General features: G+C 65.6%; 27 protein-coding genes. 10 read left to right on the plus strand and 17 right to left on the minus strand.

The genetic code is table 11. The features are described from left to right. Window positions 1-189 (minus strand): hypothetical protein (locus CH293_RS27915; RefSeq protein WP_141217178.1); only part of this gene is annotated, 189 nt, incomplete at its 3' end. A gap of 115 nt (window positions 190-304) precedes the next feature. Here CH293_RS27915 and CH293_RS16060 point away from each other — a divergent pair. Next, a complete protein-coding gene (locus CH293_RS16060; RefSeq protein WP_094720793.1) occupies window positions 305-1081 on the plus strand; it encodes a class I SAM-dependent methyltransferase in 777 nt (258 codons plus the stop codon). Here the strand turns inward: CH293_RS16060 and pepN are convergent. Further along, entirely contained in the window at window positions 1071-3521 is a 2451-nt protein-coding gene (pepN, locus tag CH293_RS16065; protein ID WP_094720794.1) for an aminopeptidase N, read from the minus strand. The two genes, CH293_RS16060 and pepN, sit on opposite strands and share 11 nt — an antisense overlap. A 74-nt stretch (window positions 3522-3595) precedes the next feature. Between pepN and CH293_RS16070 the strand changes: the two genes are divergently transcribed. Genes CH293_RS16070 through CH293_RS16080 form a run of 3 tightly spaced genes read left to right on the plus strand, consistent with a single transcriptional unit; the run spans window position 3596 to window position 4791 of the window. Further along, the gene (locus CH293_RS16070; RefSeq protein ID WP_037110591.1) at window positions 3596-3805 is read left to right on the plus strand and encodes a hypothetical protein; all 210 of its coding nucleotides are present in this window, start codon (window positions 3596-3598) and stop codon (window positions 3803-3805) included. A gap of 25 nt (window positions 3806-3830) precedes the next feature. Further along, on the plus strand, window positions 3831-4361 hold the full coding sequence (locus CH293_RS16075; protein ID WP_094720795.1) for a Clp protease N-terminal domain-containing protein: 531 nt from the start codon (window positions 3831-3833) through the stop codon (window positions 4359-4361). Between the two features lie 49 nt (window positions 4362-4410). Beyond that, entirely contained in the window at window positions 4411-4791 is a 381-nt protein-coding gene (locus CH293_RS16080) for a phage holin family protein (protein WP_026348034.1), read from the plus strand. Between the two features lie 34 nt (window positions 4792-4825). On the opposite strand, the gene CH293_RS16085 is transcribed toward CH293_RS16080, so the two are convergent. Further along, window positions 4826-5695 carry a 1,4-dihydroxy-2-naphthoate polyprenyltransferase gene (locus tag CH293_RS16085; protein WP_094720796.1) on the minus strand — a complete coding sequence of 290 codons (870 nt, stop codon included), beginning with the start codon at window positions 5693-5695 and terminating at the stop codon, window positions 4826-4828. 58 nt (window positions 5696-5753) lie between these two features. Next, the gene (locus CH293_RS16090; protein WP_094720797.1) at window positions 5754-7073 is read right to left on the minus strand and encodes a hypothetical protein; all 1320 of its coding nucleotides are present in this window, start codon (window positions 7071-7073) and stop codon (window positions 5754-5756) included. Between the two features lie 142 nt (window positions 7074-7215). On the opposite strand from CH293_RS16090, the gene CH293_RS16095 reads away from it, so the two are divergent. Further along, on the plus strand, window positions 7216-10461 hold the full coding sequence (locus tag CH293_RS16095; RefSeq protein ID WP_094720798.1) for a BTAD domain-containing putative transcriptional regulator: 3246 nt from the start codon (window positions 7216-7218) through the stop codon (window positions 10459-10461). A gap of 3 nt (window positions 10462-10464) precedes the next feature. Here CH293_RS16095 and CH293_RS16100 read toward each other — a convergent pair whose 3' ends face one another. From CH293_RS16100 to CH293_RS16135, 8 genes are all read right to left on the minus strand, one after another. After that, window positions 10465-11289 carry an ABC transporter permease gene (locus tag CH293_RS16100; protein ID WP_094720799.1) on the minus strand — a complete coding sequence of 275 codons (825 nt, stop codon included), beginning with the start codon at window positions 11287-11289 and terminating at the stop codon, window positions 10465-10467. Further along, complete coding sequence (locus CH293_RS16105; protein WP_094720800.1) at window positions 11286-12233, minus strand: ATP-binding cassette domain-containing protein; 948 nt, start codon at window positions 12231-12233, stop codon at window positions 11286-11288. Before CH293_RS16105 ends, CH293_RS16100 begins: the two co-directional genes overlap by 4 nt. Window positions 12234-12296: 63 nt before the next feature. Beyond that, complete coding sequence (locus CH293_RS16110; protein ID WP_037105535.1) at window positions 12297-13070, minus strand: PIG-L family deacetylase; 774 nt, start codon at window positions 13068-13070, stop codon at window positions 12297-12299. A 40-nt stretch (window positions 13071-13110) separates the two neighbouring features. Further along, entirely contained in the window at window positions 13111-14262 is a 1152-nt protein-coding gene (gene menE, locus CH293_RS16115) for an o-succinylbenzoate--CoA ligase (protein ID WP_094720801.1), read from the minus strand. 10 nt (window positions 14263-14272) lie between these two features. Further along, window positions 14273-14575, minus strand: a complete 303-nt coding sequence (locus CH293_RS16120; protein ID WP_037105542.1) for a DUF3349 domain-containing protein — start codon at window positions 14573-14575, stop codon at window positions 14273-14275. Further along, window positions 14576-14899, minus strand: a complete 324-nt coding sequence (locus tag CH293_RS16125) for a DUF3349 domain-containing protein (protein WP_037105545.1) — start codon at window positions 14897-14899, stop codon at window positions 14576-14578. It abuts the gene before it with no gap. Window positions 14900-14916: 17 nt separating this feature from the next. After that, on the minus strand, window positions 14917-15195 hold the full coding sequence (locus CH293_RS16130; protein WP_037105547.1) for a hypothetical protein: 279 nt from the start codon (window positions 15193-15195) through the stop codon (window positions 14917-14919). Between the two features lie 13 nt (window positions 15196-15208). Further along, complete coding sequence (locus tag CH293_RS16135; protein ID WP_094720802.1) at window positions 15209-16375, minus strand: inorganic phosphate transporter; 1167 nt, start codon at window positions 16373-16375, stop codon at window positions 15209-15211. 191 nt (window positions 16376-16566) lie between these two features. On the opposite strand from CH293_RS16135, the gene CH293_RS16140 reads away from it, so the two are divergent. Further along, window positions 16567-17856: a hypothetical protein gene (locus tag CH293_RS16140; RefSeq protein WP_241483626.1), complete on the plus strand. Its 1290-nt coding sequence runs from the start codon at window positions 16567-16569 to the stop codon at window positions 17854-17856. A gap of 93 nt (window positions 17857-17949) precedes the next feature. Continuing rightward, window positions 17950-19230 (plus strand): EAL domain-containing protein, encoded by a 1281-nt coding sequence (locus CH293_RS16145; RefSeq protein ID WP_037105552.1) that lies wholly within the window; start codon window positions 17950-17952, stop codon window positions 19228-19230. Between the two features lie 21 nt (window positions 19231-19251). On the opposite strand, the gene CH293_RS16150 is transcribed toward CH293_RS16145, so the two are convergent. The 4 genes from CH293_RS16150 to CH293_RS16165 form a co-directional block, all read right to left on the minus strand. Further along, window positions 19252-19635 (minus strand): VOC family protein, encoded by a 384-nt coding sequence (locus CH293_RS16150; protein WP_094720803.1) that lies wholly within the window; start codon window positions 19633-19635, stop codon window positions 19252-19254. Between the two features lie 90 nt (window positions 19636-19725). Beyond that, window positions 19726-20163 carry a hypothetical protein gene (locus CH293_RS16155; protein WP_037105557.1) on the minus strand — a complete coding sequence of 146 codons (438 nt, stop codon included), beginning with the start codon at window positions 20161-20163 and terminating at the stop codon, window positions 19726-19728. Window positions 20164-20223: 60 nt separating this feature from the next. Further along, entirely contained in the window at window positions 20224-21360 is a 1137-nt protein-coding gene (locus CH293_RS16160) for a GGDEF domain-containing protein (protein ID WP_255122884.1), read from the minus strand. Window positions 21361-21366: 6 nt separating this feature from the next. Further along, window positions 21367-22260: a 1,4-dihydroxy-2-naphthoyl-CoA synthase gene (locus CH293_RS16165; protein WP_037106305.1), complete on the minus strand. Its 894-nt coding sequence runs from the start codon at window positions 22258-22260 to the stop codon at window positions 21367-21369. Window positions 22261-22309: 49 nt separating this feature from the next. Between CH293_RS16165 and CH293_RS16170 the strand changes: the two genes are divergently transcribed. From CH293_RS16170 to CH293_RS16180, 3 genes are read left to right on the plus strand one after another with little or no spacing between them, the layout of a single operon-like run. Next, on the plus strand, window positions 22310-22939 hold the full coding sequence (locus tag CH293_RS16170) for a PaaI family thioesterase (RefSeq protein ID WP_094720805.1): 630 nt from the start codon (window positions 22310-22312) through the stop codon (window positions 22937-22939). Continuing rightward, entirely contained in the window at window positions 22936-23922 is a 987-nt protein-coding gene (locus tag CH293_RS16175) for an o-succinylbenzoate synthase (protein ID WP_094720806.1), read from the plus strand. The genes CH293_RS16170 and CH293_RS16175 overlap by 4 nt, the downstream gene beginning before the upstream one ends. Before the next feature lie 48 nt (window positions 23923-23970). Then, window positions 23971-24417 carry a hypothetical protein gene (locus CH293_RS16180; protein WP_037105567.1) on the plus strand — a complete coding sequence of 149 codons (447 nt, stop codon included), beginning with the start codon at window positions 23971-23973 and terminating at the stop codon, window positions 24415-24417. Window positions 24418-24526: 109 nt separating this feature from the next. Here the strand turns inward: CH293_RS16180 and CH293_RS16185 are convergent, their stop codons facing one another. Further along, on the minus strand, window positions 24527-25942 hold the full coding sequence (locus CH293_RS16185) for a DUF2252 domain-containing protein (protein ID WP_052059139.1): 1416 nt from the start codon (window positions 25940-25942) through the stop codon (window positions 24527-24529). Window positions 25943-25962 lie beyond the last annotated feature (20 nt).

A 25962-nucleotide genomic window follows, 5' to 3' on the forward strand; every position in this document is an offset into this window, starting at 1 on the left:
GCCGTCGGCGTCGGCGAGGCGGATGTCGGCGATCTCGCACACCGCCTCCACCGTCCTGGCGCGGGCGATGTTCTCCCGCACCCGGCACACCGCGGCATAGCCTGCCAATCCTGCCACGCACGCAGTACTCGACCCCGCCGTACCGACCCCGGTACCGTCGTACCCCGCCGAAACCCCCGTATCGAACATACTTTCGAATATATCGAGAGGGTCCGACACGAACTGCAGAAAGCCGATGCGACCAGGGGCTCCCCTCGAAAAGCATTGGAAACACACCGCACCACGGGTGTAGCGTCCGGCGACTATGGCAGTGAACGACGAGTCCACCGATGATCCGAAGGACGGGTGGTTTCCGGAGAGCGTGGCCGCGCGATACGACGATCCGGGAGGCGAGAACGATTCCGCGGCAGTCGATCCGGCAGTGGAGCTGCTGGCGCAGCTGGCGGATGGTCCGGTCCTGGAGTTCGCCGTCGGGACCGGACGGGTTGCTGCGCCGCTGGCGTTGCGCGGGCTACGGGTGAGCGGCATCGAGCTGAGCGGTGCCATGGCGTCGAGAATCGCAACCAAACCCGGTGGCGAGTCGGTCGAGGTGCACATCGGCGACATGACCTCGACACGGGTCGACGGTGAGTTCGCCCTGGTTTGTCTGGTGTTCAACACGATCGGCAATGTGACAACTCAGGACGGGCAGGTGGCCGTGTTCGAGAACGCCGCATCCCACCTACGTCCGGGTGGACGGTTCCTCGTCGAAGTCGGGGTGCCGGACCTGCGCCGACTACCGCCCGGTCAAGACACGGTCCCGTTCGCGGTGAACGATGCGGTCGACGGCGGTGGGTATGTCGGGTTCGATCGGTACGACGTCGTCACGCAACAGTTCACCTCGACTCATGTGACGGTGTCCGGTGACGGCTCAGGGTCTTTCCGCCGCGTTCCCTTTCGCTACGTCTGGCCCGCCGAGCTCGACCTCATGGCCCGGATAGCCGGGATGAGGCTCGAGAGTCGGTGGGCCGATTGGGATCGATCGGATTTCACTTCGGACAGCGTCAAGCACGTGTCGGTCTGGCGGAAACCTACCCGTTGAACGCCCGACGCACGCGAATACTCCGGGCCAAGTGATCACGCTGTTCGATGACGAGCCTGCGCAACGCCGCCGGTGCCCACTCGTGGCCCGCGAGCCACGCGTCGGCGGCGTCGGTCGACTCCTGCTGCGGGAACAGACCGACGACGAGCCGTCGGGCGATCTCGATGCTGCGGGTCGACCACAGGTCGGCTATGACGTCGAAGTAGCGATCGTCGAACGCGGACAACAGCTCACGGCCGCCGGCACGAAAACCGGCAAGTGTGGCGTCGACGGCGTCGTTGGACAGTTCGTCGGAGTCGATCACGTCGGCCCAGGCCCGTGCCTTGGCGTCGGGCGTCGGCTGCGCGGCGACGGCGGCACGGTAGGAATTTCGGCCGGAGGACGTCGTGTCCGTGTCCAGCTCGGCATCGAGGCGCGCCACGGTGGTACGGCCGAGGGCGCTGAGCGAACGCAGCAACAGCCATCGCTGCTCGGAATCGAGATCGATTCCCTCGATCGGCAGGGTGCCGTCGACGACGCGCTCGATCTGCCCGGCCCGAACGTCCGACCGCTGCGACGCCGACGCCACCGCTCGGAACCAGACGATCTGTGCGTCACTGCCCGGGTCCGCGGTTTCGAGCCTGCTCCAGCATGTTGCGAGCCAGTCCGCCGCGGCAGAGCCGGATTCGGGCAGATAGTGATCGACTGCGTACTGACTGTTCGCCGCCACCGCGCCCGCGATGCCTACCTTCGGCTCCGATCCCGCGAATCTCGATGCGATGTCGAGGTAGATCTCGGGGTCCAGCTCGGCGTCACGCGTCGCATTCCACAGAGCCGACCACACCAACCCACGCGCCAGGGGATCGACCAGGCGCCCGAGCGATGTTCTGATCGTCTCCAACGAGCGGTCGTCGAATCGGATCTTCGCGTAGGTGAGATCGTCGTCGTTCAGCAAAGTCAGCGCAGCGCTGGGTAGATCGACCGGTGTAATTGTTTCGGTGATGTCGATCTCGCGACGGCCGGTCCGCACGAGGTGTCCGTCGGAGTCCTCGTCGTACAGTCCTATCGCGAGGCGGTGCGGACGTGGATCGGTCTGTTCGACGGCGGATCCGGTGTAGGACAGCGTCGACACGCCGGTCGTCCGGAGCCAGGCTGACGCCCAGTCGTCGAGATTTCGTCCCGACGCCGCCGATGCATGCGTCAGAAGGTCTGCGAGAGTGGTGTTTCCGTAGGCGAATTCTGCGAAGTATCGTCGCGAGGCCTCGAAGAACGCGTCCTCGCCGACGTATGCGGCGAGTTGTTTCAGGACGCTGGCGCCCTTGGCGTACGTGATGCCGTCGAAGTTGAGCTTCGCTGCTTCGAGGTCCGGAATATCGGCGACGATGGGGTGCGTCGTCGGCAGCTGGTCCTGAAGGTAGGCCCAGGCCTTCCGACGGTTGGCGAAGCTGACCCAGGCGTCGGAGAATCGCGTCGCGCGAGCCGAGGTGAAGGCGCCCATGAAGTCGGCGAACGATTCCTTCAACCACAGATCGTCCCACCACTCCATGGTCACCAGGTCGCCGAACCACATGTGTGCCATCTCGTGCAGGATCGTGTTGGCGCGCTGCTCGTACTGCGCTTCGGTTGCTGCAGAACGGAACACATAGGATTCGGTGAAGGTGACGAGGCCCGGATTCTCCATCGCGCCCAGGTTGTACTCCGGAACGAAGATCTGGTCGTACTTGCCGAACGGATACGGTAAGTCGAACGCATCGTGATAGAAGTCGAGGCCCTGCTTCGTGATCTCGAAGATGTCGTCCGGGTCGAAGTGTTCGGCGAGGGACGCGCGGCACAGTGCAGCCAACGGTACGGTGAGTTCTCCGCGCTGCCAGGAAGAGTCGACTCGGTGATACGGTCCGGCGGCGACGGCTGTGATGTACGTGGAGATCGGCAACGTGGGCTCGAACGTGACGGTGGCACCGGACCTGGTCCCGGTGCGGTTCGACAGCACTTCCCAGTTCTCGGGTGCCTGTACCTCGAACACGAAGGGCGCCTTGATGTCCGGTTGCTCGAAGTTCGCGAAGACTCGCCTGGCATCGGCGGGCTCGTACTGCGTGTAGAGGTAGACCTCGTCGTCGGCCGGGTCCACGAATCGGTGTAAACCCTCGCCGGAACGGCTGTATCGACCCACTGCGTCGACGACGACTACATGGTGGCCACCGAGGCCGATGAGTCCGATGCGCGAACCGTCGTAGTCGACGGGTGCAGGTGTGCCGTCGACGGTCACGGAACGGACTTCGGGACCGATGAAGTCCAGCCACGTCGCTTCGGTAGTGGCATCGAACTCGAGGGTCGTGCGGGTGCCGAAGGTGTCCGCGCCGGATTCGGGTGCTCCTCGCAGATCCAGTTCGACCCGATACGACACGCCGGTGATGTGGCGTGCGCGGCGTCTGGTCTCGGTTCGGGTCAAGTTCGCGGTCATGTTTCCACCCTAGGGGAGCGCCATCGTCGTCAACCAGGGTTGACATTAGATGTTTGTCAACTAAAGTTGACGACATGACGGAAGCAACAACCTTGGCGGCTGCGGCGGGTAGCCCCGATCCGAAGGAAGGGCTTCGGGCGGTGCTGGCCCTACGGCGACTACTCGAACGGCTCGAAGCAATTCAGGTCACGAACGCACGCAGACAAGGCTGGTCGTGGCAGGCGATCGCCGACTCGCTCGAAGTGAGCAAACAAGCAGTGCACAAGAAGCACAACAACATCTGACGCACGATACGTAGGGAGAACGGCGATGTTCGAGAAATTCACCGACGAGGCGAGGATGGCAGTCCTCGCTGCGCAGACGGAGGCGCGTGAGCTGCACGCGACGCGGATCGAACCCGTGCACGTGTTCCTGGGCGTGCTCTCCTCGGCCGACAACGATCTCGCAGCTGTCCTCGAAGACGAGGGATACACCCGCGATTCGGTGCGGTCGTCGTTACCCGTCGGCGGTGCCCTCGGTGCGAGCGATGCAGAAGCGCTCGGTTCGATCGGTATCGATCTGGATGCAGTGCGGGCAAGCCTGGCAGCGTCGTTCGGCGCAGGTGCTCTCGATCGACCGCGGAGTGAGAAACGAGGATGGCTCGGGCGACGGACGGGGCACCTGGCGTTCACGTCGGCTTCGAAGAAGGCGCTGAAACTGTCCCTGAAGGAGGCGCTTGCCGCCAAGGACTCCGAAATTCGCTGCACACACGTGCTACTCGGGCTGATCAGAGCCGGAGACCTCGAGCGGAACGGAATTCTCGGCGACCCGGACGGATTGCGCGCTCGCCTTGCCTCGTGACCGGATTCAAGTACTGAGGCGTGAGTGTGTGCTCGCATAGGGTGTGGGCATGACATTCCTGGTACGGCTCGTCATCAATGCAATTGCGATCTGGCTCGCGGCGCAGTGGGTCGACGGCATCGATCTCGCCAGCTCCGGGCGCGGCACCGGATGGGACCTGGTGGTCCTCGCAGGCATCGCCGCGGTGTTCACGATCGTGAACGCATTCATCAAGCCAGTGGTCAAGCTGCTGTCGCTACCGCTACTGATTCTCACGCTCGGGTTGTTCACCCTGGTAATCAATGCCCTCATGCTGATGCTCAGCGCGTGGATCTCCACCGCCACCGATTACGGTCTGCTCATCAGCGGATTCGGCGCAGCGTTCTGGGGTGCGTTGATCATCTCGATCGTCAACTTCTTGCTCGGGGCGTTCGTTCCCGAGAAGCGTTGAGCCTCGCAAGACCAGGAGACAACAGGCCGGCAGGTTAGGAGACGGCGAGTGCGATGCCGGTCGTGAGTCCCCACACCAGCATCGCGAGCCCGGAGTCACGCAGCGCGGGGATCAGAGCGAGGCCCGTTTCTCCGGACCGGACCGGTTTGTTCGCCCGGGCAGCGAGTGGCAGTGCGATCAGGGCGATCAGAGCCCACGGAGTGCGCGCGACGAGCGCTACGGTGACCGCGAACGGTACGACCACCAACCCCAGGTGCAGTAGGCGAGTCCGGGTGTCTCCCAACCGGACCGCGAGCGTGTTCTTGCCGGAATCCGGGTCGGTGTCGATGTCGCGCAAGTTGTTGGCCACCAGAACTGCGCTCGAGAACGAGCCGACGGCCACAGCCGAGACAACACCGGCCCAATCGATTCGGCCGGCCTGAACGAACTCAGTTCCCAACACCGCCACCAGACCGAAGAACACGAACACCGCGATCTCGCCGAACCCGCTGTAGCCGTAGGGTTTGCTGCCGCCGGTGTAGAACCACGCGCCGGCGATGCAGACGACGCCGATGACCACCAGCCACCACGCGGACGTCACCGCGAGGACGAGCCCGGCGACGGCGCCGACGGCGAAGCATCCGATGGCAGCGGACTTCACGGCCCTCGGCGACGCGACACCCGATCCCACGAGACGCAACGGACCGACGCGCTCGTCGTCGGTCCCACGGATGCCGTCGGAGTAGTCGTTGGCGAAGTTGACGCCGATGATCAACGCGAGAGACACGACGAGCGCCAGCACTGCTTTCCACCACACGACCCCGTCGATCGATGCCGCCGCACCCGTTCCCACGAGAACCGGTGCGATGGCGTTCGGGAGGGTCCGCGGGCGTGCGCCCTCGATCCATTGTGCTGTGGTGGCCATGGCTTGATCCTTGCCTATCGACTCCATGCGCGTGTCGGTGAGGTACCGAGCACGCCGATCACGGGAACGGCAGGCGCGGAATCGGGGGTAGCTGGATCTGAGGCAGTTCGATACGCGGAAGCCCGAACGGGGCAGGCGGTGGCGGGGGAGGCGGCGGAGGAACCACGTAACCGCCACCGTAATTACCGCCGCCGTAGCTACCACCGTCGTAGCTAGCACCGCCGTTACCCGAGTGCGGCGCAGGTGCTTCGGGGTCCGGTTGCGGCGCCGCGGTGGTCGTCGCTGTGACAGTCGGCGCGGCCGGTAGTGCGGACCTGTCGGCTGCGGATGCCGGCTCGTCGGACGCGGTCACCTTCGTCGTCGACGCGGTGTCGGCGATGGTGGTCACCGGGGTACCCGCGACAGTGCGGTCGGTGCCGTCGTCGGGCCACACCATCCAGGACAGAAAGCCGATGGCGACGATCGACGGCAAGCCGAACCTGAGCAGCGGCGTCAACAACGTGCGAGCACTGCGTTTCGCGACCGTCGGCGCGGGCGGTCTGGCACCGTCCACCCTCGTCGCGTACAGCGCAGCGCCCTCGGCGGCCATGAGCTCCGGGGCGTCGGGCACCACGACGGGAATGCGAAGGTACCGACTCAGGACGTCCCGGATGAGCGGAATGCGTGCGCCACCGCCGATGGCCACGACGACCTCGGGTGGGATCTCCGACATCTCGGCCAGATCACGCAGCGCGATGGCCGTGCGCTCCGCCGGCCGGATGATCTGGAGATCGAACATGCGCCGATCCATCAATCGGAACTGACCGTCGGACGTCTGCGTCGCCTCGTGAGTGGAGAGTGCTTCCTTGATCTCCCGGCTGAATTCCAGCAGGGAGGCCTCTTCCTCGTGGTTGCGAGGTTCCGCGAGGATGTCGAGCGTCAGCAAGTGTTCACGAACGGTCCAGTCGATGGACGAACCGCTGAGCTCGTTCGATCGGGTGGCCGCGTAGATCGTCCCGCTGTCGATGTCCGCGATGGTCATTTCCAGGCCGGTTGCGCCCAGGTCGTACAACGCGACCGTGCGATAACGGAACTCCGGGTCGGCCCGCAGCTGCTCGATGGTGCCGGAGATCTCCGAGATGATGTGTACCTCGGAGACGTACTCCTCGACCAGCGCGGTCTTGAGGGCAGAACTGTAATCCGGGTCCGGAAAGGCGACACCGAGTGACGTCGGTGCATCCGGGCGGTCGACGATGGCGCGAATTGCGTGTGCGACGTCCTCGGCATCCGGGACGGACCGAGCCGACGGAAACGTCTCGACGGTGAACGAATGCCCGTCCGACGTCCGGACCGCGCGGATGCCGCTTGCACCCATGGACATGCCGACTGACGAACCCATCGTTGCTCGTGGCCTCCCGTCCAGTGAGCGTTCCGTTCCCCGACCCGTCACACCATACCGTCAATCGGTTTGTTTACCGACCGATAACCGACTCGAAGGTGAAAATACAGGTGAAGTCGCCCGGTGACTACGATGGCCCGCAGTGCACACGGAACCCGTCGACCAGCGCGCGGCCGACATCAGGCCGACCCCACGTCCCGACGTCGAGGTGGGGTTGCTCGGTGCTGTCGTGACACGGGTCGACGGTGCGCTGGTGCCGGTGCCGGGCGCCCGGGCGAGGGCTCTGCTGGTGGCGCTCGCACTCGAACCTGGTCGCCGACGGTCCGTTGCTGCGCTGGTCGAGGACGTCTGGCCGGGTGAGCCACCCCGCTCGCCGAAGAACGCCCTGCACACCCAGATCTCGCGGCTCCGGTCGCTGCTTCCCGCCGGGGCGCTCGATGTGGGCCCCAGCGGATATGCGCTCGTTCTCGGCGTCGACAGCGTCGATCTGACGCAGGCGACATCGCTGTTGTCGGTTGCCCGACGCCACGTCGAACGCGGTGACCACACGGAGGCGCTGGCATCCGTCGCCGACGCCCGCGAGTTGTGGCGCGGTGAGCCGGGCGCCGACCTCGGCGATCTCCCGCTCGTCGACGATCTGCGCCGACGGTCCGACGCTCTCGCCGTGGACCTCACCTCGGTCGAGATCGCGGCCCACGTGGGGAGAGGCGACCACCGGGCCGCGCTGCCGCTTCTGACCGCGTCGCACGAGAACGATCCACTGGACGAGGGGGTCGCCGCGGAGTTGATGCGCTGCCTTCGCGCGCTCGATCGGACCAACGAGGCCCTGGCCGTGTTCGCTCGTGTTCGTCGCCTCCTCGTGGACACCCTGGGTGCGGATCCGTCGCCGGCGCTGGTGGAGTTGAACGCAGAACTCCTGCAGGCTCCTGTACCGAGAACACCGGCCACGGTCGGCCTCAGAGCGTCGCCGAACGCCCTGATCGGCCGCGGTGCGGACATCGACGCCATCGAAGCGACGATGCGAGAGGCGCGCGTGACGACCATCGTCGGGCCCGGCGGCGCGGGTAAGACGCGCATCGCACACGAACTGGGTCGGCGTGCCGCCGCGAGCATGCCGGTCGCCTTCGTCGAACTGGCGTCCCTGAGGCGAGGGGAGGACGTCGCGTCGGCTATCACCGGCACCCTCGGTCTGAGCGAATCCGACCTCAAGATGACCGGTTTTCCGATTACGCGGGTGCAGACCGCGGGTGAACGTCTGCGTGACGCGCTGTCCGTCACACCAGGTCTGTTGGTCCTGGACAACTGTGAGCACGTCGTCGACGACGTCGCGCAGGTCGTCGACGAGTTGGTCGCCGCCAGTGAGTACGTCACCGTCCTGGCGACGTCGCGATCACCGTTGGCGATCACCGCGGAAGCGACGTACCAGCTGCCTGCACTCGAGACGGACGGGAACGACTCGGCCGCGACGCAGTTGTTCGTCGCGCGTGCTCGGGCCGTGCGTCCCGGCGTGACGTTCGACCGGGGTGACGTCGCGAGCCTGTGCCGGTCGCTCGACGGTTTGCCGCTCGCGATCGAACTCGCCGCGGCTCGGGTCCGCACCATGAGTGTCGCGGACATCGGCGACGGTCTGACGCACCGATTCTCGTTGCTGCGCAGCAGTGATCGGACGAGGCCCGAGCGGCATCGCACGTTGCGCGCGGTGATCGACTGGAGTTGGGACCTGCTGCTCCCCGCGCACCGTGCGGTGCTCAGCCGGTTGTGCCGTTTCCCGGCGGGCTTCACGGCCGACGCTGCGGCTCGCGTCGCCGGGTTCGGCGAGATAGATGTCGCCGACGCGGTGGACGGGCTCGTCGGGCAGTCGTTGCTGACGGTCGAGGACCGGGAGGGTCGGGTTCGGTACCACATGCTCGAGACCGTGCGGGAGTTCGGCGAGGAGCATCTGTCGGACACCGACTCGGCGCTCGTGACCGACCGGCTGATCGAGTGGGGTGTGCACGTTGCCGGCGTCGCCGAGGTCGACTTCCGGGCGTCGAGGCAGATAGTGGCGGCTGCTTCCATCGAGGCCGAGCACGACAACATCGTCGACGTGCTACGCATCTCGCTGCAGGAGAAGCGTTGGGCCGCAGTGTACTCGGTCTTCGCGATACTGGCGTGCTCCTGGTCCATGCGCGGCGCGCACACCGAGGTGTTGAACTGGGCGCCGCGGATGGCGGAGGCCCCGTTCGACGGTGACGGCGTGCGCGATGTCGACGACAATTCGATCGTGCTCGCCCACCTGGTGTTGCTCGCGCACGTCGGGTACAACGCAGACGTTCGCGCGTCGGCTCGAATGCGCGTGCGCCTGCGTCGAATTATCGCGTCCAGGAACGGTATCGACACGAGCCTGAGGTTCGTGGCCACGACGCTGCTCGGACGTGCCGACGGACGTGGGCTCGCTCGGATGCTCGCGCACGGAACACGGTCGGCGGATCCGGCAGTGCGCAACGCAGCCTTCATGATCAGAGCGTCGCTGCACGAGAACTACGGCCACCTCCACGAGGCAGCATCCGACGCCGAGGAGGCCAAACTGCTGGCTGCCGAACGCGGAGACATGTGGAGTGTCGCGTCGTCGGCACAGACTCTCGGCAGCATCCACGGCCAGGCCGGTGCTGCGGACGACGCGATCGAGAACTACACGCTCGCCGCGGATCTGTTGTGGGACATGCACGCCTACGACGAATCGGTCCAGACCCGGGGATTCGCCGGTGCGTCGATGATCGCGGCCGGACGTGTCGACGAGGGCCGTGCCGTGCTCTTGTCCATCTCTGCGTTGGGTTCCGGATCCGGCTCGGCGTTGTCCTCGGATGCCGAGTACGCGGATCAGCGGGCAGTATCTCTCGGCGCGACGCGGGCGGAAGCCGATCTTGCAGAGGGGAAGATCGCCAGCGGGCTGTTGCTGTACCGGCGGGCGATCGACAGTGCACGGTTCGAGCAGGAACGACGCGGCGACCCGTACATCACGATGCTCGCCAGCGCGTCCGTCGCCGCCCACGCCTTGCACGGCGCCACCGCTGAGATCGACTCCCAGGCAGCCGATCTGGGTGCTGCCGCCTCGCTGAGGTCGGGGCCGGTGGGTTTTCAGGATCTGCCGCAGCTGGGTGCGGTGGCCTGTGCGCTCGGCTCGTACCTGGTGCAATCCGGGCGCGACGCCGGTGGCGGTGTCTCGCTGATCGCCCTGTCCCGCAAGCTTCGAGCGAGGCAGGACTACCCGTCCATGCGGATCGATCGGCACCTGGACGCAGCCCGAGCCACGCTCGGCGCGGACGTCGTCGATGCCGAACTGACACGAACCGAGTCGACGAGCAGAGCCGGAGCGCTCGCGGAAGTGTGCGAACTGCTCCGGCTCTGAGTCTCATGCCTTGCGCATGTAAGCCTTGACCGTCAGCGGGGCGACGATCACGACGACAGCCGCCGCGCCGACGAGCGACCACACCAGGTCCATGCCGACGGTGCCGTTGTTCGCCAGATCACGCACCGCGGTGACCAGGTGCGAGACGGGGTTGACCTTGACGAACGCCTGCAGCCAGCCCGGCATCGTGTCCACGGGGACGAATGCGTTGGACAGGAACGTCAGCGGGAACAGGATGAGCATCGAGATGCCCTGCACCGACGACGCCTTGTTCATCAGGACACCCATCAGGGCGAAGATCCAGCTGATGGCCCAGGCACAGAAGATCACGAGAGCCCCCGCGGCGACGAGGCCCAGTGCACCGCCTTCCGGCCGGTAGCCCATCGCGAAACCCGTCGTGAACGTGATGACGGTGGCGATGAAGTACCGCACCACATCGGCGGTCAACGCACCGGCCAACGGCGAGATGCGCGCGATGGGAAGCGATTTGAAACGGTCGAACACGCCCTTGTCCATGTCTTCACGCAACTGCGTGCCGGTGACGACGGACGTGGTGATGACCGTTTGCGCGAGGATGCCGGGAATGATCAACGGGAGGTAGCTGGACACGTCGCCGCTGATCGCGCCGCCGAAGATGTAACTGAACATCAACGTGAAGATGACGGGTTGAAACACCACGTCGAACAGTTGCTCGGGGTTGTGCTTGAACTTGAGCAGTCCTCGGTACGCCATCGTGAACGAATTGGCGAAGGACTGGCGTAGCGAGATGTGACGCGTCGGATTCAGGTCCGGTTGCACCGCTGTTGGTCGGTCGATTGTCGTGGTCATGCTGCCTCGTTCTCGTCGCGGCCGGTGATGGTCATGAAGACCTCGTCCAGGCTGGGTTTGGTGACGGTGATCTCGTCGACGTCGATACCGTTGTCGCGCAGACGAATCAGAATGTCCGGTGTCTGCGACGAGTCGGCCATGGGTGCGGTCAGACGACCCGATTCCGGGGTGATCTGAACCTCGACTCCCAAGTGCTGCGCGACGATGGACCGCGCCTCGGCGAACCGCGTCGGCTCACGCAACGTCAACTGCAACGACGACGATCCGATGGAGGACTTCAGTTCGTCCGCTGTGCCGTCGGCGATGACCTTGCCGTGGTCGATGACCGCGATGCGGTCGCACAACTGATCGGCCTCGTCGAGGTACTGCGTGGTGAGCAGGACCGTCGAGCCCTGCGCGACGAGACGTCGGATCGTGTCCCACATCTGGGCGCGGGTGCGGGGATCGAGCCCGGTGGTCGGTTCGTCGAGAAACAGCAGTGGAGGGGAGGAGATGAGGCTCGCCGCCAAGTCGAGGCGTCGACGCATACCGCCGGAGAAGTTCTTCAGCGGCTTGGTCGCGGCCTCGGTCAGACCGAATTCCTCCAGCAGTTCGGCTGCCTTCAGACGGCTGTCCCTACGGCTACGCCCGAGCAGCCGCGCGAAGACGATCAGATTCTCCGTCGCCGAGAGATCCTCGTCGACGGACGCGTACTGCCCGGTCACCCCGACGAGGGACCGGACGGCCGTGGATTCACGGGTGACGTCGTGGCCGAAGATGCGCGCCGAACCGCCGTCGGGACGCAGGAGAGTCGCGAGCATCCGGACAGTGGTGGTCTTGCCTGCCCCGTTGGGGCCGAGGACTCCGTACACGGAGCCGGTGGGGACGGTGAGGGACACACCGTCGACGGCGCGGTGTGCGCCGAACAATTTGACGAGGCCGTCTGCCTCGATGGCTGGGTTCATGTCGACCAGCGTGAACCCAGCCGCTTGCACGGTGCATGCACGACGCTTGCACCGTGCGCACGGTCAGAGCGGAAGTGCCGTCTCCGTCAGCCCCGGGCCACCGCCGACGCGTCGGAACCACTCGCGTCCGAACACGCTCGCCAGTATCTCTGGCGGCATCTGCAGGAACGGACCGAAATCGCCGACCTGCGTCTCGTGCGCTTCCATCGCGAGTCGCTTGGCGTCCATCACCGAGCTGACGTCGACGACGGTCGTGATCTCCGACTCCGGTAGACCGAAACTTTCCACGTCCGGCGGGGTGCTGTCGTCCGACCAGTTGGGGTTGGCCTCCATCAGCCGCTTCATGTGATCGCGGTTGGTGGTCGTCTCGTAGATGTGCGTCGTGCCGGCCAACTCGCCTGCCCGGAGCCCGACGACGTGCACCTTGATGTGATCGGGGTGCCCGTAACCGCCGTGCGGGTCGTAGATGGTCAACACGTCCGCCCGTTCCTCCTCCAGCACCGCCGCGAGCTTGCCTGCCGCCTCGTCGAGGTCGGCGTTGCAGAACGCCGTACCCAGATCGTTCTGCGGAGTGCCCGCCATTCCGGAATCCGCGTAGTGGAGCAGCACGATTCGGCTGACACCGAGCGCATCGGCGGACTTCTGCAACTCGGTCCGCCTGCGTTCCGCGAGCGACTCGCCGTCGGACAGAATGCCGTCCGGGAACTCGCCCAGTGCTCCGTCCGTCGCCGTCACCAGAACGACGCGGTGGCCGGCGTTCGCCGCGAGACGCATGACGCCACCGGTGGTGAACACCTCGTCGTCGGGGTGGGCGTGGAAGCAAACCAGTGTGCTCATGACCGGAAATGCTTGCACACCGTGCGCCGGGCGGTCGACTTCACCGGCTCGGGCTCGATGCGGCCAGCATCTCGCGCAGGCGAGCGCGGTCGAGTTTGCCCGGTCCGCGGGTGGGGAGGGCATCCACGAGGTACAGCTCCCGCGGTGCGGCGGTGGGATCCAGAGTCGGGGCAACGTGCCGGCGCAGATCGTGAAGTGTCAGTGGTTCATGAGCTACTACTGCCACCACGACCTTCTGGCCGAGTCGCTCGTCCGGCAATCCGAGAACTGCGCACTCGCGTACCAGCGGATGCGTCGCGAGAGCCGCCTCGACCACCTGAGGTACGACGGTGAGTCCACCGGTGGAGATCGCCTCGTCGAGCCGCCCGGAGATGGACAACACACCGCCGGAGACCGCCCCGGCGTCGTCGGTTCGGAACCAACCGGGCTCGGCGAACGCCGGATGGTCCGGCATACCTCGATACCCCAGAGCGATCGTGCTCCCGCCCAGCACCACTCGCCCCGAGTCGATACGGAGCAGAGCGCCGTCCAAGGGAACTCCGTCGTAGACGCACCCTCCTGCGGTTTCGCTCATCCCGTACGTCCGGATCAACCGAATGCCCGCGGCAACAGCGCGCTCGCGCAACGGAATCGGTGTTGCCGCACCGCCGAGCAGTACTGCGTCGAGCGATGCCACCGCCTCGGTCGCCGCCGCATCGTCGAGAATCTTGACCAGCTGCGTCGGCACCAGCGAGGTGTACCGAGGACCGCGCATCCGCCCGATCGCGTCGGGCAGCAACGAGGTGTCGAAACCACCTGCGACATCCAGAATCACCGGATCGGTGCCCGCCAGCACACTGCGCATCAGGACCTGGAGCCCAGCAATGTGATGCGCAGGCAGCGCCAGGAGCCACGATCCGTGCCCACCGAGCCGAACCGCCGTGGCCTCACCGCTCGCCCGGAGCGCCGACGCCGACAGCATCGCTCCCTTCGGCGTGCCCGTCGTACCCGAGGTGGCGACGACAAGCGCTGCGGCATCCTCGATCTCGGTTCCGGGAGCCAGAGCGTCGCGCAGCCTGCGTGTCTCCCGTGGATCCGAAGCAGGAACCGGGAGGACCGCCGGCGCCGAGCCGCCCAGAACGTCGACGAGCCGCGGCAGGATGTCTGCCGCGGCGACGCCGGTGGGGATCTTCAGTTCTTCGAGCACGCTCACAGGCGAAATTCTAGATCGTGAACGGATCCGCCAATGGCCACCCACCCGCAGCCAGTTTCGACCGAACCCTCGAGATGTCCTCCTCGCGAGGCATCTCGTTGGTGACCTTCGTGATGACGACAGCGATACCCGCTGCGTCGGCGGGAACCTGGCCGTTCGCGATGAGCGCATCCACAACGGACTGCACCTCGTCGTCGGACAATCTTCTGTTCAGAAGAGCAAGCAGCGGCACGTAATCCGCGTCGGGCACGCCTTCGGGATATCCGACTCGAAGCCACTCGAGTATCGAACCGAGGAACGATGGCACGGTGATTCAGGTTATCGACGAAGGGTCTGCGAGTGGCCATCCACCTGCAGCGAGGCGAGCCGATACACGCGCGATGTCGTCGCTCGTCGGCTCGTGTTCGACAAGTTCGCGAACGTACTCGGTGATTTCCGCGTTGGTGATTGCCCCGTCCTCGAGTGCGCCTCCGATGGGAGAGACGAGACTCAGTACCACTTCGTGAACCTGTGCGTCCGTGAGTTCTGCCTTGCGAAGCAGTGCAACGAGCGGGAAGCGATCCTTGGGCGGAATGCCCTCCGGGTAGCCTGCGCGCAGCCATTCGAGAACGGACGCGGGAAACGTGGTGTCGCTCATGGATTGTCCCTTCCGATTCAGAAGACCGAGATGCCGAAAGTGCTGTCGAGGAACGCCTTCATGATGAAGAGAATTCCTGCGATGATCGCGACCACGACGACGACGAAGCAGAGTGCGGCAGCAGCGGTGGCGACCGCCGGCCGCGCGGTGGCGACGGTGCTGCCGTCATCGCGTGCCTCACCGACCGACAGCGCCCTGAGACCGAACGCGAAGATGGCGGGAAGTCCTGCTCCGAGCAGTAGTCCGACCAGCACGACCTGCCACAGAGAATCGAGCGTGTGCATGAGGGTTTCCATGGTGTTGTCTCTCTCAGACCGTGGTGGGGGACTTTTCGTCGGCCGGGATGAGGCCGCCGTCCCACTCGTCGTTGACGTTGTCAGGGTCGATCGGCTGGCGACGCGAGCGGATGTACATGAGCGCGGACGCGGCGACGAGGATCGCGAAGACGACCAGGATGCCGGGCAGACCGCCGATGACGTCGGCCAGGAACCAGCAGATCGCTCCGACGATTCCGGCCGAGGGGAGGGTGATCACCCAGGCGACGGCCATTCGTCCGGCGACTCCCCAGCGTACGGCTGCACCCGGCTTGCCGAGGCCGGAGCCGAGAATCGATCCGGTGGCGACCTGCGTCGTCGACAAGGGGAGGCCGAGGTGGCTGGAGGTCAGGATGATGGCTGCCGAGGACGACTCCGCGGCCATTCCCTGCGGAGACGCGATTTCGACGAGTCCCTTGCCGAGCGTACGGATGACGCGCCAGCCGCCGAGGTAGGTTCCGAGCGCGATCGCCAGAGCGCAGCTGACCTTGACCCACCGCGGCATCTCCGTATCGGGGGTCACGGTGCCATAGGCAACGAGCGCCAGGAAGATCACACCCATCGTCTTCTGCGCATCGTTGGTGCCGTGAGCGAGTGAGACGAGCGAGGCGGAACCGATTTGGCCCCACCGGAAACCACGTTCCTTGGACTTCTCGGGAACGGCGTTGGTGATGCGGTAGATACCCCAGGTTCCGACTGTCGCCACCAAGCCTGCGACCACAGGAGCAAGCAGTGCCGGAATGACGATCTTGCTCCACACGCCGTCCCAGACGACACCGGAGGTGCCGAGGCCTGCAATGGTGGCGCCGATGAGGCCGCCGAAGAGAGCGTGCGAACTACTCGACGGGATTCCGAGCAGCCACGTTGCGAGGTTCCACAGGATGCCGCCGACGAGGCCGGCGAAGATGATGGTCAGGAGGGACTGCCCGCCGGTGTCGCCGAGGTTGACGATGCCCTTGGCGACGGTGGCAGCCACCTCGACGGACAAGAAGGCTCCGACGAGGTTCAGAACGGCGGACAGGGTCACGGCAACCTTGGGCGCGAGTGCCCCGGTCGCGATGGACGTCGCCATGGCGTTGGCGGTGTCGTGGAAACCATTGGTGAAGTCGAAGGCCAGTGCCGTCACGACCACCACGAGAAGTACGAGGAATTCTGCGCTCACGTCTTGAAAGTGTGGGGCACCGAGTGCCCGTTCGGATAATTTTGCCCACAGTGTTCTTCTTGGGTTCTTCGACGACGTCTGGCGTTCATCTTCCGTTCACTTTTTTGCACTAATTGCCCGATTCGCGAGAGGCGTGCGTCACTCGGCTCCGTGGTCGGGTCGGACCGCGCGATTGTGGGACAGTGGACGGCATGCAGATCGACGACGCCGTGGCCGCAGCCCTGTCGTATCTGGACTCGGTCGACCCTGCGTCGGCAGCGGATGCGGCGCTGGGATGGGAAGGGCTGCGCGCCGTCTCGCCTCCCAGCGGGCCCACGCAGATTTCGGTGCAGACATTTCTGTGGTCCTACCTCGGCGAGTCGGTGGGGGAGCCGGATCGCGCATGGGACGTCGCGGAAGCACTCGCGGAACTTCTGGACCGGCTGGGGCACGCCCGGTACGCGGACATCGCGCGGAGCGACCGAACACGCGAACTGTTGACGACGACCGACGAGGCCAGTCGTCAGGAACGCTTCGACCGCGCCGTGAACGCCTCGGGCGTCGCGCCCGAGGACAGTGACCTCGTCACCTGGCAGGACAATCCCGAGGGTGCCGAACGCGCCATGGTCGACCTGATCGGTGAGACCCTGGAAGTTGCTTCCGTCGCAGGCGAATTCCAATCCTCCGGTATCGACGGTCGGCCGCTGCGGGAATCTGCTGTCGCCGCGAAACGTCGGCGCATCACCGACTCGATACTTCGATCCGAGCGCGCAGGAGGTGTACTGCTCGAGCAACTGCTCGACCATCGGATCGAGCTGTGGACTCGGTACAGCCCCCCGCGCGTGGAGCTCTACCGCGACCTGAACACCGCGCTGCACGACGCGATCTCACCCGCATACGGTTGCGTCCGGCGACTCGAAGGCATGCTCGCCATCGTCGGCGACGGAATCACGTTGACCGACAAGGGGTATCTCCCCGCGCCAGTTGTCGAACACGCCCTCGGCACGCTGTGGACGCCACGAGAATGGCCGTTTCCCGTCGGCGACGAACGAGGCACCGAACCCGTGCTCCGTGTCCGACGGCTCCTGCTCCGGTTGGGTCTGGTCCGCAAACGTCACGGCCGCTTGCTGCCGACGGCACGAGCCAAGGAGATGAGCGCCGATCGGTTGTGGTCGACGCTCGTCGAACGGCTCGTCGGCGCCGAATATCACCCGGAATCGATCGCGGCCGAGGTCGTCCTGGCCGATGTCGCGCGCGGCAGTTGCTCGGACGACCCGACTCCTCTGGTGACCGAGCTGTTGGATGCCGAAGGGTGGTCGCACGTCGGAGGCCCCGACGCTGCCGATCGAGACCTCCCCCTCGGAGACGACGTGCTCCAGGATCTGGCGGCGCTCGGCGTACTCGTCTACGGCGACGATCCAGCTCCGACACCGGACGGAATGCGTCTTGCCGCCGCCGTGGTGCGGCGCAGACTGCTCCACACCCGAATTCCGTCGGTGTGATCGGCATGGTTCGGGCGGCATGACCGGATTCCGGCGCTAAGCTGACGTGCGGCCGGAACAGCGGAGGCCGGAACTGTGGGACAGGAGACGACGATGGAGCACGATCCGTCCTCGGCTGCCCGCAGGCCGCAAGCCCGTCGGCAGAGCGACTCCGCCCGCCGGTACCTCGACCTGGAAGCGACGACACCGGCGTTGCGTTCCACGGTGGAGCTTGCCGCGCGCAGTGTCGGTTTTGCCATCGCCCAGCTCAACGTCCTCGACGAAACGACTCAGTACACGCTGGTCAACATCGGCGGGCCTCCCGTGTCGGCGGTCGAACGTTCGGACACCCTCTGCGACGATGTCGTCCGCAGCGAGAAGGCCGCCGTGTTCACCCGGAATCGCGTCGACGCCACGGTGCGGCAACGCAACATTCTCGATCAGAACGGGGTCGCGTCGTACGCGTCGGTTCCGCTTCGGGGTCGCGAGGGATTGGTCATCGGGACCCTGTGTCTGCTCGACAGGATGCCCCGTGAGCTGAGCGACGGTCAGCTGCAGGAGCTGGAGCAGTACGGGTCCGTCCTGGAAGAACAACTCGACCTGCACCGCCGAGTCGGCTCCACGGCCGCGAAACTCGACAACGATCACGACCTGGCGGGTGCGCTCTACGCAGGCCAGATCGTGCCGTGGTTCCAGTCGGTCGTGGACCTGCGGACCGAGGAGATCATCGGGTTCGAGGCGCTCGCGCGCTGGCATCACCCGAGGAAGGGTCTCGTCTCGCCTGCGGACTTCGTGCCGTTCGCCGAGTCGAGCGAACTGATCATCGACATCGACCTCGAAGTGCTGCGCCTTGCCGTCAAGGAAGCGGAAGCATGGCACGAAACCCGGCCGGACCTGAGGCTGAGCGTCAACCTTTCCGGTCGCCACCTCGCGCATCCCGACGCCGTCGCCCAGCTGCAGAGTGCAGTGGCGATGTCCTCCGTCGCCCCGAGTTCTCTCTCACTGGAATTGACCGAGACGTCGTCCGTCAGCGACGGGCCGCTCATCCGCAGACACATCGACGACGTTCACGCGCTCGGTTTCAAGGTTCTCCTCGACGATTTCGGCTCCGGCTGGTCTTCTCTGGAACGCCTCGTCACGTTCGAGCCCGACGGAATCAAGATCGACGGTCACCTGACGAAGTACATCGACACCGAACGAGGACGGGCGCTGCTGCGTGCGTTGTCCACCGTCGCCCTCGATCTCGGCCTGACCATGATCATCGAAGGGGTCGAGACCAAGGCGCAGGCGGACGTCGCCCTGGAGCTGGGGTGCACGCTGGCGCAAGGGTTTCTGTGGTCACGCCCCCAATCCGCCGCAGCAGTGCGCAGAGTCGTCGCCGCGACGCGTTCCTGAGAACTCGCGCTCTCCCGGGCGTCAGCCGCGCGTGTCCCGCCGAAGGGGATGGTCCGCGGGTATCTCCACCAGAACGATCGGCACTCCGTCCGGATCACGCAGCCACAGTTCGATCAAACCCCACGACTCCTGCTTCGCGTCGCGCTCGATCGGGACGCCGCGACCGCGCAGCTCGTCGGCGGCAGCCTCGATGTCGCGGACCTGTAACCACAGTGCCCCGTCGAACATCTGCGCGGAACCGGAACTACCGTGAGCCGCGACCTCGATCAGCGACTGCCCGGCGAAGAACACCGTACCCGCTCCGTACTCGCGATGCACTGCGAGCCCAAGGCCGTCTCGGTAGAACGCGAGAGTTTTCTCGTAGTCGACTGGACGCAGGATCGTTCGGCCGCTGAGTATCTCCACGACTCATCGATACCACAGCCCCATCGATACCACAGCCCCATCGATACCACAGCCTCACCGATACCACAGCCTGCCTGCAGCATGCGGCCATCAGGGTGTTGCTTCGTGGCCCCGTTTGTCGTGTGTGCGCCGCGACTCCTTCATTTCCGCTTCGAAGACGTGTCGCTTGCCTTCCTGCAGTTCGTCCCTCGTCTGCTTCTCGTGCTGCCGAAACGCCGACCAGTAGAGATCGTCGAACTCCTCGACGATCTGGAACGACCACCTCCCGTCGATCGCGTTGCGACCGATCATCTCCTCCGACAAGCGGTCGGCTGCCGACGCGTTCCCGGCCTCTCGCAGCGCGTCGACTGCCTCGCCGAGCTGCAGGTCCGCGTGTCCCATCAGCTGGTGGAACGAGTACAGGTGGCCGCGGGCGCGCTCGATAGTCTCGAGTGCCTCGGAAACCTTGCCGACGGCAGCGACCGTGTCGTCGGACAGTCCGTCCGGTCGTCGGTGTTCGGGAGAGGGTGTCTGGCGGTCGGTCGTCATGATCGTCGTATTGCCGGTTCGTCAGGTTTCAATCAGGGCCCGGTGTCGATCTGGGCAGGCTCAGATGAGCGTGGTGACCACTCGGTTGCCTCCGGACGCCTTGGCCTCGTACATCATCGAGTCGGCCACTCTCGACGCAGTGTTCACCGTGTCGGAGCCCGTCGTCCACAGGTGGGACTCGGCGTACAGAATCGCGGCGCCGACGCTGACGGTGACCGGGACCGAATCGCCCTCACCGTGCAGGGCACGTCGGATTCCGTGGATGAGCGCGTCGATGTGCAGTCTCGACGTCACCACGGCAGCCAGATACTCTTCACCGCCCGTCCGTCCCAGCACTCCGTACCGCGACACGTGTGTGGTGAGGCGCTCGGCGACGCGGCAGATCACCGCGTCACCCTCGTCGTGGCCGTGGATGTCGTTGACCGACTTGAAGTTGTCGATGTCGACGACGATCACCGCAGCACACTGACCTTCGCGGCGTCCCCTCGGCCACAGGTCCTCGAGTGCGGCGTCGAGACCCCGGCGGTTGAGCAGGCCGGTCAGCGGATCGAGTGCGGAACTGCGCGCGTCGGCGGACAGTGTCGTCAGGAAGATGTGCGAGGTGACGGGAACACTCATGATGCCGAGCAGCACCACGTCGGTCTGGACGAGCAAGGTGATCGTGTCCATGTCGCCGCGCACGTAGATCGCCACTGCGAAGCCGATGGCGATTCCGGAGGCGAAGATCAGGTGCGCCACCACCCAGCGGGGGCTGAGGAAGAACGTGACGAATGCGCCGATGACGGCGTAGAGGACACAGCCGAGGAGCGCGTTGCGTAGATCCAACACCGACAGTGCAGCGGCGACGCCCAGGTCGGAGTAGATCGCGAACGACACCACGCCGAGGCGCCCAGGAAACGGCCGAAGCACCCACAGTGCAGCGATGATCAGGTTGACAGTGCACAGCGTCAACGTCAGCGCAGTCGCCGCGGTGCCCGTCGGACCGCCGATCGCGAACAGCGACGTGAACGACATCGCACTGATGTTGATCATCGACAGGGCGACGATGATCCGAACGATCTTTCCCGACGGGCGTGAGTTCTGGAACTCGCGCATCCATTCGTAGTCGTGCTTCTGCAGGAACCACGACGTCACCGACGACCACGCACTGTCCGGTGCGCGGCGTCGATGCGTGAGGGGATCTCGGGAAACGGACATGAACCTTCAGAAGTACCGGGGGAACGGCGACCAGTCGGGGTCCCGCTTCTGCAGGAACGAATCGCGGCCCTCGACGGCCTCGTCGGTCATGTACGCCAGACGCGTCGCCTCACCGGCGAAGAGTTGCTGGCCGACCAATCCGTCGTCCTGAAGATTGAACGCGTATTTCAACATCCGCTGAGCCTGCGGCGACTTGGCGTTGATCTTCGCGGCCCACTCGATGGCCACGTTCTCGAGCTCGTCGTGATCGACGACGCGGTTGACTGCGCCCATTCGATGCATCTCCTCGGCTGTGTACGTGTCGCCGAGGAAGAATATCTCGCGAGCGAACTTCTGTCCCACCATCTTCGCGAGGTACGCACTGCCGTAACCGCCGTCGAAACTGCCGACGTCCGCGTCGGTCTGCTTGAATCGTGCGTGCTCGCGGCTCGCGAGGGTCAGGTCGCAGACGACGTGCAGGCTGTGCCCGCCGCCCGCGGCCCATCCGTTGACCAGACAGATGACGACCTTGGGCATGAACCGGATCAGCCGCTGGACCTCGAGGATGTGCAACCGCCCGGCCCGCGCCTTGTCGACCGTGTCCGCGGTGTCTCCCTCCGCGTACTGGTAGCCGCTGCGTCCACGAATGCGTTGATCTCCGCCCGAGCAGAACGCCCAGCCGCCGTCCTTCGAGCTCGGTCCGTTGCCGGTGAGGAGCACCGTGCCGACGTCCGAGCTGACCCGCGCGTGTTCCAGCGTGCGGTACAGCTCGTCGACCGTGTGCGGCCGGAACGCGTTTCGGACCTCGGGACGGTCGAACGCGATCCGCACGGTGTCGTCGGTGACGTGGCGGTGATAGGTGATGTCGGTGAGGTCGTCGAACCCGGGAACCGGCTGCCAGAGCGAAGGAGTGAAGGTCACCTGGGTCACGATAGAGCCAGGGCTTCGGACCGCACGATACGGTGCACAGATGAGTGACGACGCGCGCAAGGACGAGTACTCCCACCACGGCGGATTCCCGAAGTTCACCCCCGCGAACGTCGGCCCCGAGTGGGGGCGCCTCGTCGAAGCGCTGCGGACACTGCAGGACCTCGCCGTCAGTACCGCTCCCACCCAGGAACTGACCGAGAAGCTCGCCGAGCAGGTCGAAGCGATGAACGCCGAGCTGGCACCGTTCCGAGTTCCCGAAGGCGAATCTCCTGCCGGGCGGGCCATCGATCTTCCGGGCCGCGGATCACTGCTGATGCTGCCGTGGCGCATCGAGAAGTTCGACGCGGAAGGTGTGCGCAGCCGAGGCGTGTTCCGTCGCTATCACCTGGGTGGGAACGGTGCCGCACACGGAGGAACACTGCCGTTGCTGTTCGACGACATGTTCGGGCTGATCCAGCACGCGTACGGACGTCCGATCAGCCGAACCGCGTACCTGCACATCAACTACCGCAAGATCACCCCACTCGACACCGAACTGGTGGTCGAGGGCAGTGTCGACCGAGTGGAGGGTCGAAAGACGTTCATCAGTGCCGTCCTGCGTGATCTCGACGGAAACGTCCTCGCGGACTCCGACGCCCTGATGGTTCAGCTCCTCGAGGGACAGCAGTGACACCGCCTCTCGACGAACTTCTCGTGTCCTCGCACGTCCTGTCTCTCCCGATGCGAACGAAGTTCCGCGGCATCACCACCCGCGAGGTGATGCTGTTCCGCGGACCTGCCGGCTGGGGCGAGTTCGGACCCTTCGTCGAGTACGACGACGCCGAATCGTCGAACTGGCTGCGCTCGGCCGTCGAAGCAGCGTGGGAGGGGCCACCCCAGCCGTATCGCGAACGTGTCCGTGTCAACGGAACAGTCCCCGCCGTCACCCCCGACGAGGTGCCCGCCATCCTGGCCCGATACCCCGGCGTCGACACCGCCAAGGTCAAGGTCGCCGAGAAAGGACAGGGCAGCTTCGAGACGAGCGTCGCCGACGACGTCGCGCGGGTTCGAGCCGTCCGGGCGCTCGTCCCACACGTCCGGGTCGACGCCAACGGCGGATGGACCGTCCCACAGGCGGTGAACGCCATCTCGGCGTTGCTGGAGGACGGCGACCTCGAGTACGTGGAACAACCCTGCGCGACGGTCGACGAGCTCGTCGAACTGCGACGTCTTCTCCCCGGAGTGCGTGTCGCGGCCGACGAGAGCATCCGGCGCGCCGAGGACCCGCTCCGTGTGGTCCGCGCAGGCGGAGCGGACGTCGCCGTCGTCAAGGTCGCTCCGCTCGGCGGCATGCGGGCCCTACTCGAACTCGCCGGTGAACTCGAGGAGTACGGAGTGCCCGTGGTGGTGTCGAGTGCACTCGACTCCGCGGTGGGGATGGCATCGGGTCTCGCCGCTGCGGCCGCGATCCCCAGGCTGGAGTTCGCGTGCGGCCTCGGGACCGGAAGCCTGTTCACCGGCGATGTCGCGGACGGTCACGGCATCGTGGACGGAACCATCGCAGCCGTACCCGTCGAACCCGATCCGGAGAGATTGACGGCTCTCGCCGCCGCACCCGAGCGGGTGCAGTGGTGGCACGAGCGAGTTCGGCGAACATACACCGGCCTGCGGTAGTCTTCCCCGGTTCGAAGGAAGAAACTGAACCTCCGGGAGGAATTCGAAGTGGTTGCTGCACTCAGGGAATCGTTGCTCGACGAGTCGAAGCGCGATGTTCTGCTGCCCGACGTCCTGGCGCTGATCGACGCCGAGGTGTCGGACAAGAAGGGCGCCAGTGGCCTGGCGGTCAAGGGCGGCTACGGAGCTGTCAAGAAGGTCGGACCGTCGTACATCGAAAAGGCCGTCGAAACGCTGTGGCCCGATTTCGTCGATCAGCTCGAGCCGTTCTGGCAGTCCTACAACGCCGCGCCCGCCGGGACGTTCTCCGATTACCTCGTCGCGAACTCGGACCAGGTGTCGAACGCGCTGCTGTCGGTGACGGACTCGCGCATCGAGGACACCGACAAGAGCGTCGTGAAGAAGTTCTACGGCAGCCTGCGCGGTTCCGCGCAGAAGAACGTCGCCGAGGCACTCCCGCGTCTGGGCGCACTGGTCACCAAGTACGCCGCCTGACCCCTACGTGAGTGGAGCGGAACCGGCGGGTCACTCCGCAGGCTCCGCTCCCAGTAGGCTCCGCTCCCAGTAGGCTCCGCTGCCAGTGAACAAGGGCCTACATTTTCACTCACAGCGCGAAGCGGCCCCGGCGAACGGCGTCGACGAGCAACGCGTGATCGGCCTCGGTCTGATCGGCGTACAGCCGGGCGAACCTGCACAGCGCGATATCGAGCGTGTCGGACTTGCCCACGTAACCGGCGATCATCGAGGCGCCACTGGTACGCGCATGCCCCTTGGCCAGTAGTCGACCGACCACTCCCGCGTAGTCGACGAGGGCAGGAGCATCGATCGAACCCAGATCGATCGTGCCCTTCATGTTCCGGAACTGCCGCACGTAGTACTGCCTGCCGTCGATGGTGGTCCACCCCAGCAGCGGATCGCTCACCGTCTGCAGATCCTGCTGGTACTCGACCACGCGCTGCCCCTGATGCGCGTGCCACGCATCCTTGCCGTGCACGTACGGCGCCAACACCGAACGCCGCGCCTGCTTGAGTTGCAGGAACACCACGTCGTCCGGGCTCGATCCCTCGAGCAGTGCCACGTACGCCCGCAGTCCGACGCTTCCGACGCCGACGACTCGATGCGCGACGTCGATGAGCGTGTACCCACCGAGCACCCGACGCCAGTGCGGGGAGAGCGTCGTCAGGTACTCGTCCAGCCCCTCGGCCAGGAGATCCTCGTCGCGGGCCGAGATGCGGGTGGTGATCGGGGGCTCCTCGACCAGCCTGCGGGTGCCTTCGTGTTCCTCGGTGAACCTCGGAAGAACGCGGTCGCTGGTGCGCCGACGAGCCTTCTTCGTGGCTCGCTTGATCTCCTTGCGCAGCGAACCCTCGGTGGCGTCGGCCTGCAATTTCTCCGCGGTGAGCCGTTGGAACGACCGCGACATCAGGGGCTCGTCGGCCAAGCGTGACACCTCGACGCGATACGCCCGCACGCATGCGGCGACGGCCTCCTCGCACTGGGCTTCGGTGCGTCCGTTCTGCCGGCCGGCCACCCAGATGCTCGCGACGAGGCGTCGGAGATCCCATTCCCACCCGCCGGGGTGCGCCTCGTCGAAATCGTTCAGATCGATCACCAGGTCACGCTCGGGAGATGCGTAGAACCCGAAATTGCCGAGATGCGAGTCGCCGCTGATCACAGGGTTGATTCCGGTCGACGGCAGCAGGGCCACGTCTCTGGCCATGACGATCGCGGTGCCGCGCAGGAACCCGTACGGCGACTCCACCATCCGTTCGGCACGTACCGGAATGAGCCAGTCGATCCGGCCGTCGTGGGAGAACTCGATCTGGCGGATGGGATCGTATCGATCTGCGGGCGGCGTCCAATCGCCCATCGACTCGCGGGAGACTTTGTCACGCAACTGCCTGCCGAGTTCGTAGCGTTCGGCACGTGGCGTCGGCCGTGATCTGAGCGAGGCGTAGGCCTGACGACCGACTTCGCCGACCTCGGGGAGCACTGCATGACCTTTTCGAGCATCGGGCATGGCTTGAACTCTATGACCTA

Origin of the sequence: Rhodococcus sp. 14-2470-1b, assembly GCF_002259415.1 — a bacterium.
In the GTDB taxonomy this organism is placed as follows: Bacteria; Actinomycetota; Actinomycetes; order Mycobacteriales; family Mycobacteriaceae; genus Rhodococcoides.

Excerpts from the sequence above, each read along its gene's own strand:
- CH293_RS16070 (WP_037110591.1), top strand. The coding sequence starts at position 3,596 with ATGACGGAAGCAACAACCTTGGCGGCTGCGGCGGGTAGCCCCGATCCG.
- CH293_RS16080 (WP_026348034.1), top strand. The coding sequence starts at position 4,411 with ATGACATTCCTGGTACGGCTCGTCATCAATGCAATTGCGATCTGGCTC.
- CH293_RS16130 (WP_037105547.1), bottom strand. The coding sequence starts at position 15,195 with ATGGAAACCCTCATGCACACGCTCGATTCTCTGTGGCAGGTCGTGCTG.
- CH293_RS16125 (WP_037105545.1), bottom strand. The coding sequence starts at position 14,899 with ATGAGCGACACCACGTTTCCCGCGTCCGTTCTCGAATGGCTGCGCGCA.
- CH293_RS16090 (WP_094720797.1), bottom strand. The coding sequence starts at position 7,073 with ATGGGTTCGTCAGTCGGCATGTCCATGGGTGCAAGCGGCATCCGCGCG.
- pepN (WP_094720794.1), bottom strand. The coding sequence starts at position 3,521 with ATGACCGCGAACTTGACCCGAACCGAGACCAGACGCCGCGCACGCCAC.
- CH293_RS16075 (WP_094720795.1), top strand. The coding sequence starts at position 3,831 with ATGTTCGAGAAATTCACCGACGAGGCGAGGATGGCAGTCCTCGCTGCG.
- CH293_RS16145 (WP_037105552.1), top strand. The coding sequence starts at position 17,950 with ATGGAGCACGATCCGTCCTCGGCTGCCCGCAGGCCGCAAGCCCGTCGG.
- CH293_RS16140 (WP_241483626.1), top strand. The coding sequence starts at position 16,567 with ATGCAGATCGACGACGCCGTGGCCGCAGCCCTGTCGTATCTGGACTCG.
- CH293_RS16085 (WP_094720796.1), bottom strand. The coding sequence starts at position 5,695 with ATGGCCACCACAGCACAATGGATCGAGGGCGCACGCCCGCGGACCCTC.
- CH293_RS16185 (WP_052059139.1), bottom strand. The coding sequence starts at position 25,942 with ATGCCCGATGCTCGAAAAGGTCATGCAGTGCTCCCCGAGGTCGGCGAA.
- CH293_RS16170 (WP_094720805.1), top strand. The coding sequence starts at position 22,310 with ATGAGTGACGACGCGCGCAAGGACGAGTACTCCCACCACGGCGGATTC.
- CH293_RS16110 (WP_037105535.1), bottom strand. The coding sequence starts at position 13,070 with ATGAGCACACTGGTTTGCTTCCACGCCCACCCCGACGACGAGGTGTTC.
- CH293_RS16105 (WP_094720800.1), bottom strand. The coding sequence starts at position 12,233 with ATGAACCCAGCCATCGAGGCAGACGGCCTCGTCAAATTGTTCGGCGCA.
- CH293_RS16160 (WP_255122884.1), bottom strand. The coding sequence starts at position 21,360 with ATGTCCGTTTCCCGAGATCCCCTCACGCATCGACGCCGCGCACCGGAC.
- CH293_RS16100 (WP_094720799.1), bottom strand. The coding sequence starts at position 11,289 with ATGACCACGACAATCGACCGACCAACAGCGGTGCAACCGGACCTGAAT.
- CH293_RS16060 (WP_094720793.1), top strand. The coding sequence starts at position 305 with ATGGCAGTGAACGACGAGTCCACCGATGATCCGAAGGACGGGTGGTTT.
- CH293_RS16155 (WP_037105557.1), bottom strand. The coding sequence starts at position 20,163 with ATGACGACCGACCGCCAGACACCCTCTCCCGAACACCGACGACCGGAC.